The 12175-nt window shown below is 52.9% G+C and carries 9 protein-coding genes; 4 read left to right on the top strand and 5 right to left on the bottom strand.

Features of this window, described 5'->3' with window-relative positions; genetic code table 11:
* Positions 1-599: transposase (locus KOR42_RS13575; RefSeq protein WP_146510369.1), on the top strand; the 599-nt coding region annotated here is incomplete at its 5' end.
* A gap of 284 nt (positions 600-883) precedes the next feature.
* Here the strand turns inward: KOR42_RS13575 and KOR42_RS13570 are convergent.
* A complete protein-coding gene (locus KOR42_RS13570) occupies positions 884-1285 on the bottom strand; it encodes a YybH family protein (RefSeq protein WP_146510368.1) in 402 nt (133 codons plus the stop codon).
* Between the two features lie 234 nt (positions 1286-1519).
* Complete coding sequence (locus KOR42_RS13565) at positions 1520-4963, bottom strand: pyruvate carboxylase (RefSeq protein ID WP_146510367.1); 3444 nt, start codon at positions 4961-4963, stop codon at positions 1520-1522.
* Positions 4964-5721: 758 nt separating this feature from the next.
* Between KOR42_RS13565 and KOR42_RS13560 the strand changes: the two genes are divergently transcribed.
* A complete protein-coding gene (locus KOR42_RS13560) occupies positions 5722-7440 on the top strand; it encodes a serine/threonine-protein kinase (protein ID WP_146510366.1) in 1719 nt (572 codons plus the stop codon).
* Between the two features lie 235 nt (positions 7441-7675).
* On the opposite strand, the gene KOR42_RS13550 is transcribed toward KOR42_RS13560, so the two are convergent.
* The 3 genes from KOR42_RS13550 to KOR42_RS13545 form a co-directional block, all read right to left on the bottom strand.
* Positions 7676-9496, bottom strand: coding sequence for a recombinase family protein (locus KOR42_RS13550; RefSeq protein WP_146510365.1), 1821 nt, complete (start codon positions 9494-9496; stop codon positions 7676-7678).
* Between the two features lies 1 nt (position 9497).
* Positions 9498-9671, bottom strand: coding sequence for a hypothetical protein (locus KOR42_RS26655; RefSeq protein ID WP_197441166.1), 174 nt, complete (start codon positions 9669-9671; stop codon positions 9498-9500).
* A gap of 162 nt (positions 9672-9833) precedes the next feature.
* Positions 9834-10748, bottom strand: coding sequence for a helix-turn-helix domain-containing protein (locus KOR42_RS13545; protein ID WP_146510364.1), 915 nt, complete (start codon positions 10746-10748; stop codon positions 9834-9836).
* Between the two features lie 74 nt (positions 10749-10822).
* Here KOR42_RS13545 and KOR42_RS13540 point away from each other — a divergent pair, with 74 nt between their 5' ends.
* Both KOR42_RS13540 and KOR42_RS13535 read left to right on the top strand, forming a co-directional pair.
* Positions 10823-11386, top strand: a complete 564-nt coding sequence (locus tag KOR42_RS13540; protein ID WP_146510363.1) for an NADAR family protein — start codon at positions 10823-10825, stop codon at positions 11384-11386.
* 79 nt (positions 11387-11465) lie between these two features.
* Entirely contained in the window at positions 11466-11921 is a 456-nt protein-coding gene (locus KOR42_RS13535; RefSeq protein WP_146510362.1) for a hypothetical protein, read from the top strand.
* Positions 11922-12175: the final 254 nt, after the last annotated feature.

Raw genomic sequence — 12175 nt, 5'->3', positions numbered from 1 at the left:
CTGATCAGGATCGAGTCTGGCTGTGGCCTGAGAATGCTGCGAAGAAAACGTTGCCTCCGCTGAAGTTGCGTTTGGTGGAAGTGCCAACCTGCAAGGAAAGCGTCTGGTTGGTGACCAGCGTTCTGAGCCATCAACGCTTAAGTGACACTCAAGTTGGAGAGATCTATCGCAAGCGTTGGGGTCTGGAGATCTTTTATCGAGACTTCAAACAGACACTTGGTAAACGCAAATTGCTCAGCCGCACTCCCGAGCATGCGCGGATCGAACTCCACTGGTCGTTGCTCAGTCTCGCGTTGCTGCTGCTCAAGACTCGACTGCACCAACAGCATCTGGCGACGCCGATCAAGACGTCAGTGTCAAATGTCCTACGTGTGATGCGTCGTGCTCTTCGTGGTTGCTACCAGACGAGTCGCGCACTGATCCGTGCTGTTCGAAGCGCCGTGGTCGATCGTTATGAACGCAAACGGAAAAGCTTCCGAACTTATCCGCAGCGTCGAACTCGCAAACCACCCGGTCCACCGACAATCAAGCCACCTTCAGCTGACCTGAACCTCCTCGCCCAAAAAATCACACCCCTAACACTGACTTCATACGGTTAACGGCGTTGGGTGTCCTGCACCCTCCCTATTAAGTTTCTTGAGATGAGCGCCGCGTTCTCGGGTGTGAATTCTCGATGAAAATTCCCATGCAAGCGAGCATTCGTTTTGAGAATCCGTCGGGCTGATCGACGAAGTTACGTACGCAGAACGATGCGATCGCTTCATCTGCCGACATCAGTGAAGAATGAGAGTGGTCTATTCTCGATTGCTCGGCCTGAGAGAAATTCGGACCGTCGAAAGCATTCGATCGTTGCGGCGAAACAAGATGTCAGACCCAATCACTGTTACTCGGAACCTGGCCCGTTTCCGCTACAACTGTCTCGCGCCAGAAGCCAGCGTCCGTCGTCCGTCTTTCGAAGGATCCAAAGAAACTTTCCGTTCATCTCGACAGGCGTGTCCGGATCTTCGGTCATGATGAGTTCAGCGCGAGAACGTCCGATGGCACAGGCGAGATTGCTGCTCGTTTCCACTTCTTCAACTTCGAAGTTCAGCGAGACGATCGTCATCGTTTTCAGATCGTTTCGAATCTGTTCGAGGACACAGTCTCGACCCCGAAATGCCGGTTGGTCAGGCGGCATGGCAATGAAGTCTTCAGTAAGAATTGTCGCCATGCGATCGAGGTCACCCTGCTGAAAGGCTTGGGCATAATCTTTCGCCGTTTGGCGAATGCCATCGATGTCTGACATGAAACCCTTCCCGCAGTTGGGGCCAATTTCAGGTTTTCATCCACTGGCCTGAACGCGTTTCTTGCAGGGAAGTTCGAATTCGCTTAGGTGAACCTGCTCGTGCGAGTCGCTGCGAACCAGTCATGAAAACTGTTGAGTCACTCTTTTCAGACACTTTGGAACTCATGACAGTTCGCGAGAATCGACGATGCTGTGACGAATTATTCGGTCACAGTTTGCTCAGTCACGATCAGCTTACTCGGTCACAATCAGCAGGTCTCCGGACTCGATCTGACTCCCGGCTTTCACAAGGATGCGTTGGATCTTCCCGGCTTTCTCGGCAACGAGCGTTGTTTGCATTTTCATCGCTTCGATGACGAGCAGCTTTTGTCCTTCGCGAACCGTGTCGCCTTCCTGAACTGCAAGATTGACGACCATTCCCGGCATCGCTGCTGCAATGTGATTGGCATTGTCCGGGTCGGCACGTTCCGCTTTGATGACGTCCCCTTGCAGTGCAAGGTCTTCGACAGTGACTGAACGCGGAATTCCGTTGAGTTCGAAAAAGACGTGACGACGTCCGTCGGGATGGGCATCAGCGACACCGACGAATTTGATCATCAGCGTTTTGCCCTGTTCGATCTCAACTGCAACTTCTTCTGCCGTTTCGAGTCCATAGAAGAAGACTGGAGTCGGGAGGCAACTCGTGTCCGCGTACAGCCGAGAGTGTTCTGCGAACTGCTTGAAGACTTCTGGATAAAGCAGTGAGGTGACGACTTCCTGCTCCGATGGATCACGTCCGAGCAATTCCTTGAGTTGCTCCGCTTCCGCCTGAAAATCGGCCGGTGGCATCGTTGCACCGGGGCGTTCTCTGAGAGGTTTTTCTCCTCGCAGAATGCGACGTTCGACTGTCTCCGGAAATCCGCCAAGTGGTTGCCCCATGCGACCACCGATCAAATCGAGCACAGAAGCTGGGAAGGCGAGATCACGTTCCCCTTCGAGGACATCGGTTGGAGAAAGGTCATTCGCCACCATGTACAGAGCCATGTCTCCGACAGCTTTGGATGTTGGAGTCACTTTGACGATGTCCCCGAACATGCGGTTGACTTCGGCATACACGTGACAGACTTCCCGCCAGCGGTCGGCAAGTCCGAGGGCTCGGGCTTGTTCGTACAGATTCGTGTACTGCCCGCCGGGCATCTGGTGATCGTACAGATCCGCGGTTGCAGGCAGGACGCTGGCTTCAAACGGCGTGTAAAACTGTCGAGCTACGCGCCAGTACTCAGCCAGCTGATCAAGCGGTTCGGATTCGAGACCACTGTCTCGGTCCGTGAAGCGAAGTGCTTCGACCAGCGTGTTGAAGTTTGGTTGCGATGTCCCTCCAGACATTGGAGCCATTGCTGCGTCGGCGATGTCGAGGCCTTCTTTCGCAGCTTCGAGGATCGCGGCAATTTGAGTTCCGCCGGTATCGTGCGTATGGAAGTGGAGCGGGATTCCGACTTCTTCCTTGAGAGCTTTGATCAGCTTCGAGGCAGCATACGGTTTGCACAAACCGGCCATGTCTTTGATGGCGATCAGGTGTGCTCCCGTCTTCTCGAGTTCTTTGGCCATCTCGACATAGTACTTGAGGTCGTACTTTGTCTTGCTGGTGTCGAGGATGTCCCCGGTGTAGCAGATCGTCGCTTCGCAAAGTGCATCGGTCTCGAGAACGGCGTCCATCGCGACATGCATGTTTTCGAGAGAGTTCAGTGCGTCGAAAACGCGGAAAACATCAATGCCCGATTGCGCAGCTTCTTTGACGAAGGCACGGACGACATTGTCGGGATAGTTCGTGTAACCGACTGCGTTCGAGGCTCGAAGCAGCATCTGGAACAGGATGTTCGGGATGTGTTCCCGCATCTCTTCGAGTCGTTGCCATGGGAATTCCTTCAAGAATCTCATCGCGACATCAAACGTGGCTCCTCCCCACATCTCGATGGAGAAGAGATTCGGAGAAAGATGAGCATACGCGTCGGCGATTCTCAGCAGATCGTACGTTCGGAATCGCGTCGCAAAGAGCGACTGGTGGGCATCTCGGAAACTGGTGTCCGTCAGTAGTAGCGGTTTTTGTTCGCTGATCCACTTGCTGAAGTTGGAAGCTCCCATGCTTTGGAGACGTTGACGCATTCCATCGGGGATCGGCTGTCCGATCGGAAAGCTGGGAACCGGAGCTTCGATTCTTCGAGTTGCAACCGGACGTCCTGCGACGAGTGTGTTTCCGTTGACGATCACGTCTGCGATATACGACAGGATTTTTGTGGCACGATCCTGACGTGTCCCGAGTTCAAACAGCTCGGGAGTTTCGTCGATGAACCGAGTCGTACAATCGCCGGAAAGAAACTTCGGATGCGAAATCAGTTTGATCAGAAACGGGATGTTACTCGTGACGCCCCGGATTCGAAATTCCTGCAGGCATCGCTTCATTCGCGAGACGGCATCGACAAAACGACGACCCCGTGCGGAGACTTTCACGAGGAGTGAATCATAGAACGGATTGACGACCGCACCTGAAAACGCGCTACCCGCGTCGAGACGAATTCCCATCCCGTTTCCGGAACGATAGTGCGTCACATGTCCGTAATCCGGAAGGAAATTGTTCGACGGATCTTCTGTCGTAATTCGACACTGAATTGCAAATCCACTGGTCTTGATCGACTCCTGAGACTCAAGCCCGATCTCGGGGTCATCAAGACTCGCGCCCGATGCAACGAGAATCTGTGATTTGACGATATCGATTCCGGTCACTTCTTCCGTGACGGTGTGTTCGACCTGAATTCGAGGATTGACCTCGATGAAGAAGAACTCGTTGGTCTCCCGGTCCAGCAGGAACTCGACAGTCCCTGCGTTCTCGTAATCGACCTGCTTTCCAATTTTGATTGCTGCTTCGCAGATTGCGTCGCGGACATCAGGGTTGAGATTGGGAGCGGGAGCGATTTCGACAACTTTCTGATGTCGTCGTTGAACGGAGCAATCGCGTTCGAAGAGATGGACAAGATTCCCGTGGGAGTCACCGAGAAGCTGGACTTCGATGTGGCTGGCTTTCGAGACGAAACGTTCGATGAAAACGTCCGGACATCCGAAAGCAGTCTGTGCTTCCTGCTGGGCTTGCTCGAAGGAAGGACGAAACTGTGCCGGGTCGCGGACGACGCGCATTCCGCGACCTCCTCCACCCATCGCAGCTTTGAGGATGATGGGATAGCCGATCTGATCTGCTAAGGCGGCTCCTTCGTCAACATCGGCGATCGCATCTTCAGTCCCTTGAAGAATGGGCACCTTCGCCTGTTCGGCGATGTGTCGGGCGGAGACCTTGTCGCCGAGGCTCCTGAGAGCGGAAACTGTCGGGCCGACGAAGATAATGCCCGCGTCTTCGCACGCTTTTGCAAACTCTGCATTCTCCGAGAGAAAACCGTATCCCGGATGAATCGCGTCGACGCCGTGCTCTTTCGCGAGGGCGATGATGGAAGGGATGTCGAGATAAGCCCGAATCGGCTCCCCTTTATCCCCAATCAAGTACGCTTCATCGGCTTTGAAACGGTGCAGTGAAAAGCGATCTTCGTGTGTATAAATCGCGACCGTTCGAATCCCGATTTCGTGGGCAGTCCGGAAAACACGAATTGCAATTTCACTGCGATTGGCGACCAGCAGCTTCTTGATCGATTTCATTCTGTTTCTGTCCTGAGTGACGTTTAGGCTGAAACCATTATTCGGGAGGATGAATCGAGTTGTTTCGAAGAATTGAGTTGATTCTTGGTTCAAACAAGTGAGATTGATTCGTGCCGATCATAAAGAGATTTGTGTCTCGAAACGATCGACGACCCACAGCGTAGTTCTCAAAAAAAACGGAAAACCAGTTCTCGAGACGGGTCTCGGGCCAGGAATCTGGTTGTTTGCGTCGGAATATTCCCCACAGGACTGATTTCCGCAAAAACTGGACTCGCTGGCACTCGGTCTTCCGAGCCCGATTTGCAGCAGGGCTTGTGCAATTCTCGAGTCCGGAACGAAGCGAAAAGAAGACACATCCGACCGCGTTCGGAAGGCGGATTTGTCAAATTGCGTTGGACGGAGGAATTCGACACAAGTTTTCTCGGGGTGCTGCCGAAACGTTCGGTCACATTGTGCGGAAATGACATTTGCGATCAGAGCAATGTGTTCTCATTTGTCGCCTCGTTTTGTGAGCTTTCTCACAAATTCGCATCAGGCGATTTCTATTGATGTTCAATTCTCGAGGTGTCGTTTCGATCTGCAGAGTTGAGAACGAAATTCCCATGTCGGCGAAACTTATTTCAAACTGACAACTTGGGGCGAGGATCGACCGATTAGGACGTAATTTCGCGATCTTCACGCTGACGAATGAACCTTCGGTGACTATCATAGGTCGTTACCGCAAAGTTCCTCCCCTAACTCAAAAAGTGGCGCCTGGAATGGCAGAAGAATCTGGCCAGGAACGAATCCTCACCAAGCGGTCTGACTCTGGACCAATTGAGAAATCACGATCGAAATCGGCGTGGTCATGGGCTGGGCAGATCGTTGACGGGACCGGTGCGAACTTTTCGAAAGAGGTTAACACCGTCCTCGAGGGGCGACTCAAGGCAGCTTCGCTGATTTTCTTTGTCGGTTACTCCGCTTTCTTCTTAAAGACTGAGTTGCTCGGCTCAGCGCACATCACGGAAGCTGATGCACTTCTGCGGTGGACTCAACTCGTCGCCATTGTTTCCAGCGGTCTGATCGCCTGGCGAACCTGCGCAGGCTGTGGCCATGTGAACCGAAATCTGCGAATTGCAGAACTGATTCTGTTCGGCACATCGGAACTCTACTTCATTGTGCTGACTTACAGCATGGTGCTGGACTGCGCGACTCGGGGATATCTGTTCCCGATCGTGGCACCCTGGATGATCCTGTTGTTCACTTACTCGCTGTTTATCCCGAATTCGTGGCAGCGGGCACTGGCGATGATGCTGCCGATGGCGATTGCACCTGTTGCCGTCATGGGAATCGCGGGATTCGCGGTTCCGGTTGTCGCAGCGGAATTCGCTCAACCCGAGAACTCAACGGTTCTGATTGAAGCTGTGATGGTGATGACCTTCAGTCTGGTTATTGCCACCTGGGGCGTGCGGACCATCCGATCGTTAAGAACGGCGGAATTCGAAGCTCGACAGCTTGGGCTTTATCGCTTGAAACGTCTTCTCGGTCGTGGGGGAATGGGCGAAGTTCATCTGGCTGAACATCTCCTTCTCAAACGCCCCTGTGCGATTAAATTGATCCGTCCGGAAATGGCGGGAGATCCGCAGACGCTCGCACGATTCGAACGTGAGGTTCGTTCGACCGCGCAACTCACGCACTGGAATACCGTCGAGATCTACGATTACGGAGTGTCGGAAGATGGGACCTTCTACTACGTGATGGAATATCTTCCGGGGATGAATCTCGATCAGATCGTGACGATGCACGGCCCCATGCCGGATGAGCGTCTCATTCACTTCTTCGAACAAACATGCGATGCACTCGCCGAAGCACATGAGCAGGGACTTGTTCATCGCGATATCAAACCTGCGAATATCTTCGCTGCGAAACGAGGCGGAACTTACGACGTTGCCAAACTGCTCGATTTTGGACTGGTGAGGTCCGAGCATGTCGACGTCGATACCAAGATCACTCAGGAAGGGCGGATTGCCGGGTCTCCGATGTATATGGCTCCGGAACAGGCCAGCGGAGATGTTTCGGACGCACGCGCCGATATCTACGCACTTGGCTGCGTCGCTTATTACGTTTTGACTGGGAAGACACCTTTCCAGGAGGCAAACGCAGTCAAATTGCTGTTGGCTCATGCACAACAGACTCCAGTTTCGCTGCGGTCACACAATCCAAACGTTTCCGAGGAACTCGATGCGATCGTGTTGAAGTGTCTCGAAAAGAATCCTGACGATCGATTTCAGTCGGTCGAAGAACTTCGCGAGGCATTGAAGTCCGTTCCAGTGACGGAAACATGGACGCGCGAACGAGCTCAAGAGTGGTGGACGTGCCACGGATGTCCGAAAAAACGCGAGCTTGATGAGTGCATTCAGGAAGGCCGCGAGCCGCCTTCTTATGTGGCGGATTCCACCGACAACTATGCGGAAACGAAGTTGCTGGCCGGAGTGTAGAGCGTTCACTCTTCCATTGGACAACGCTGAGGGAGGAGTGGCATGAGACACGGATCGAACCTCGACCCTCCGAATCGATATGAACGGTTCCATGCAGAGGCGGACTTTGAGCATCTGGAATGGGATACCGAGTACCTGGAAGCTCGAACCGACCGGAAGATCGAGTATCTTCCCGATGATTCCAAGACAATCGTTTCCGAAAACAACTCGCCGGACATCCCGTTTCGCTACAGCATCAATCCGTATCGAGGATGCGTTCACGCGTGTGCTTATTGCTACCCATGCTCAAAACCTTTTCAGGTCGAAAGTCCGCTCTCAGGTGAACCTTCTCGACCTCGAAGTTGCGACGTGATCGGACAATCTCCTCGGCTTCATCTCGTAAAATGCCGCCACGCTTGTTTACACGGGCTCGTGGTTGCCAGTAGACGAACACCTTGACACCAAGCTTCTTGAGAAACGCCCGGATCTCATCTTTGCTGACGATAGGGACGTAGAAGAGCGGCTTCCGGTCGCTGGGGCCTTCCTTGAATTTGACTGTCATCGAACGCTTGCCGTTGGCGTTAGGGCGTGACAAGACTATCTCGTCCTCTTCCGTCAGACCGACGCACATCATTGACCTGAGTGTCTTGAGACCCTCTTTGATCGTTGTGTCGGATGCCCCGATGACTTTCACGGAACGAATCTGCTTCTCGATTTGAACCTTTTCACTTTCAAGTTCGGAAATGATTTCCCCCAAGTCTGCCTCCATCTGAGAAGACAGATTCGACGCTTTCAAGAATCGACGATTGGCCCGAGTGATACTCGCCTCCACGTCCCTCAATCGTTCCGCCAAACGATCAGCCTTACCATCTTCCAGTGAGTCGATCCTTTTCGTGACTTCCACGTCTTGGATGCTGGCATCGATTCCATCAAACAGCTTGTCAAGCACCATGGGCAGCATGTCTTTTTCGAGTACACGCCATTGCCGACATTCGCACTTGCCGGGATATTTTGCACCCGACTGGCACGAGTAATAGATGTATGGATGCCTGTCTTTGTTGCGACGTTCCGCTTTGTCCAACGAATAGCCGCAATGCCCACAGTACAAGACGCCCGACAATCTTCCATGTTGATCCGGTTTCGGAACTCGATGCTTCGCCTTGCTTTCTTCCCGTTTTTCAAAGGTGCTCTGCCAATCGTCTTCGCTGACTATTGCAGGAACCTTGTCACTCTTCACTTCGTTGTCCCCAACACGCCCAAAGACCTCTTTGTCTCTGTAACGCCGATGGCCACCGCCGATGTGCGAATACCCACAGTAGGCTTTGTTATCGAGGATGTTGGCGACAGACCCGTTGTTCCAGCCAATTGCGGGATCGCCTGACGGCGGAACAACCCCAAGGTCATTTAACCACCGAGCGATGGCCCGCAATGATGTGTCCTCGTCCAAGTATTTGCGGTACATCTCCCGAACATTTGCCGCCTCCTCCCCGACAATCGAAAGGGCGAGGTGGTAGCCACGAGGCTTCTTGTACCCGCTGTCATTTCGTGGCCGTAGAACGGTATCGCCTCCGGGACCGACATACATTCGTTGATACCCATACGGAATAGCCCCAGCCACCCACCATCCGAGCTTTAGCAACTGACGTCGGCCACTCGTCGTGTTTTCTGAAAGATCCGTCGAGAACCGGTGGTTCATTTCCTGCATCATGTTGACGATCATGCGACCAGTTTGAGTCGAAAGGTCAAACTCCCCACTCTTGCAGTCATGGATCACAATTCCCTTATCCATCAGCAAGCCATAGAACTCCGCCGCCTTAAACGGATTCTCTCTCGTGAATCTCGCCAAGTCCCACAGATAGAGCTTCCGTGCCTCGCAACCGTTTCGAATGAATTCCATCATTCGCAAAAAGTCCTTCCGCTTTGCTCTGTTCTTCGACCCGCTCTTTCCTCGGTCGATGAATACGGCCTCGATTTCATCCCCTTCTTTTTCTACGACGGGCTCAACTTCAGCCTTCTGTCGATCAATACTGTCGGTTTGCTGGTCACTCGACATGCGGTAGTAAATCAGTGCCTTCATTTCACTCTCCCTCCTCGTCAGAAATGTCGAGTGTTGAATCGATGCGATTCTGCTCAACGGCGACCGCTTTAACTGTGCCTCCCACTCGTTCCACAGCGGACTCAGTTTCAGCCAATTGCTGATTAAGGCCGCTCTGCACTTTCTGACTCCTGCGACAGTAGACAACTATCTTCATGACTCTCTCCCATTATCGTGATGTCTGCCGATCCACTGCGGATATTGGCTTTCATCAGACACGATATGACTCGTTTCAGAGAGTGTCCGGGTAGACTCCAAGAAAAAAGTCATTCCCATTTTCCAAGAGTTCAAATGTGGAATGGTCTTCGGTAGCAGTGGCTCACTCATCTCCGACTGGTCCTCCATAAGTTGACAAGTCGATGCCTTTCCATGCTTCTGTTTCAGCAGAAGTGCGAATCATGTCTTTGAGAGAGGCAACCCGCTCGGCTGATGTTGTTTCTTCCTTGGGCGGGGGACGATGGTTCGCCAACCAGTCCAAGATTTCGGCTTCGGAGAATGCTGCTAAAGCAGCACCAATGGCAAAGTCAAAGATCTCCTTGTTCTGAAACCACGTCAGCCATTGGTCAAACACATCTGGACATTGATCTCGAAAGGATATCCGAATCCGCTGGCTTTCCTTTTGGTGGTATCCAGCGTCGATGAGAGACCTCATCAAATTCGACATCTCGAAAAATCCCTCGGGCGGCGACCGCAAAACGGCACGCAACTTCGTTGGATACTCGATTTCCTCAATTGCACTTTTTCGATTCTGCAACAAAGCAATCTCGGGCAGACTGTCATCCATCATGGCTTGGGATTTCATTTGGCGCTGGTGCCATCGAAGGATGTAATCCCGATTCCGCTCCATGGACGTATAGAGGCGGTCGATCAACGCCAAGAGATCGCCCACAGGCTCCGTACCAAGCTCCATGCCAACGGGCACGAACTCAGAGAATTCGGAGAGGGAATGAGCGAAGCTCAGGATCTCTTTCACCTTCGCCTCACAGAGAGCCGCACCATCCTGCGAATTGTGGAGGTGCTCGCTCCACAATCGTTCGACAGGCGAGACTTCGAAGAACTCGCAGAGGGCTTCTAGCTGCTCCCGGTTTCGATCCTCAACTCGGGTCAATCCTTGAGAGCAAATTCTGCGGACCCAGCGGTAGCTCAGCCCGGATTTCTCGGCGAAATCCTTCTGCTTCAGCCCACGGGCTTCGAGGAGTTCACGCAAGTTCCGTTTGAAGATCTCGGCGTCCATTTTCGTTGTGACCTAGAAAATGCCCTAGAAAACTCACGTTTCCCGCATTTTGCCACACAAAGTGTCATGGATCAATGAGCGAGAACATAACACCCGACTGGAAGTTGTTCGAGACGCAACGAGCGACTCACAAACGACACGCCAAGCGGAGGACGCCTTTGACAATCCTGATTCGCAAAGTCCGAGAGCAGCACGGTTGGCTCGGCAACATGTCCGCCCACCCGGTTGAGTGGGAAGGAAAGAAGTACCGAACGACGGAGGCCCTTTTTCAAGCACTGCGATTTGACGACCCCGAGGTGGTGGTAGCCATCCGAGAACAGAAGTCCCCGATGGCAGCCAAGATGGTCGCCAAAAAGCACAAAGCTCAGATGACCGTTGAGCCCATGAGCGAAGACGACCTCTTCCACATGCGGCTGTGTTTGCTGCTCAAGGTTGAACAACACCCGGAGTTGAAAAATCGACTCTTGGAAACCGGGAACGAGGAAATCATCGAGGACTGCTCGAAGCGGAAACGTGGATCAGCCCTGTTCTGGGGAGCCGCCTTCGATGGAGAAAAATGGGTTGGTGACAACCAACTCGGAAAACTCTGGATGGAGCTTCGAGAAGAATTGCAGCCGACTCGTTGTCTAGCTGCATGAATGCTGACTTGTCAGCACAACTTTTTCCGAGGCCCAGCGTTGGGACTCACTTTCAAACCCGTTCTAAGGAGAACGCCACATGACAAAGAAACGATTCCGACTCACCAAAGCTGAAAAGTCCTGTTTGGAACGCCTTCAGGCTGAACACGGTTCTGATGCTACGAGCGAGATGATGGCTCTGCTCGTGAATGAGGAGAATTTCAGTGCCCATCGAGGGGCAGAGGAAATTGATGATGGGCCAGATGACTCGTATGAGTGCATCGTCTTTGGAAACGATGGATTCCAAGAAGATGTTCGGTCCCGCAAGGAAGTCGCACGACTGATGATGCGATTGGATCAACTCGGTATTCCGATTCTTGGATTCGGTGTCGAGCCCGAAGGATACTCGTGGGCGATGCGTGTCGAATGCGATGACGAGGAACTTCTCGATCTCATCGTGTGGGACATCTGGTTCGACATTACCTGCCCCGAGGCCAACCCCGTGAAGGAAGAACTGAATGATTACCTCGGAGACATTGGCGTTATGGCCGCATAGTTTCACGCTTGAATTGATTCCATCCGTCACAGGGAGTCTTCGCCACGATGCGAAGGCTCCCTTTTTTTGCGTTCACGAAAAGTGGCTCCGAAACTTTTTGTGAGCTACCCGGACTGATCAAGAAATTGGTCAAAGCATGAATTCATCGAGGACGCCGTAGAGCAGCTTCGATCACACAACATCCCGAACCACGACTACCGCCCACGGAGGCGGTCTTGGTTTGGGCTGTGGTGTTTTTTGGTGGGGAGTTGGCA

The sequence above is a fragment of the Thalassoglobus neptunius genome, assembly GCF_007859735.1.
GTDB classification, from domain to species: domain Bacteria; phylum Planctomycetota; class Planctomycetia; order Planctomycetales; family Planctomycetaceae; genus Thalassoglobus; species Thalassoglobus neptunius.
Note: the sequence above shows the minus strand (reverse complement) of the source record. Positions and strands in the feature narration are given on the sequence as shown.

Bases quoted from the DNA above. Each gene is read 5' to 3' on its own strand.
- KOR42_RS13570 (WP_146510368.1), bottom strand. From the start codon at position 1,285: ATGTCAGACATCGATGGCATTCGCCAAACGGCGAAAGATTATGCCCAA.
- KOR42_RS13565 (WP_146510367.1), bottom strand. From the start codon at position 4,963: ATGAAATCGATCAAGAAGCTGCTGGTCGCCAATCGCAGTGAAATTGCA.
- KOR42_RS13560 (WP_146510366.1), top strand. From the start codon at position 5,722: ATGGCAGAAGAATCTGGCCAGGAACGAATCCTCACCAAGCGGTCTGAC.
- KOR42_RS13550 (WP_146510365.1), bottom strand. From the start codon at position 9,496: ATGAAGGCACTGATTTACTACCGCATGTCGAGTGACCAGCAAACCGAC.
- KOR42_RS26655 (WP_197441166.1), bottom strand. From the start codon at position 9,671: ATGAAGATAGTTGTCTACTGTCGCAGGAGTCAGAAAGTGCAGAGCGGC.
- KOR42_RS13545 (WP_146510364.1), bottom strand. From the start codon at position 10,748: ATGGACGCCGAGATCTTCAAACGGAACTTGCGTGAACTCCTCGAAGCC.
- KOR42_RS13540 (WP_146510363.1), top strand. From the start codon at position 10,823: ATGAGCGAGAACATAACACCCGACTGGAAGTTGTTCGAGACGCAACGA.
- KOR42_RS13535 (WP_146510362.1), top strand. From the start codon at position 11,466: ATGACAAAGAAACGATTCCGACTCACCAAAGCTGAAAAGTCCTGTTTG.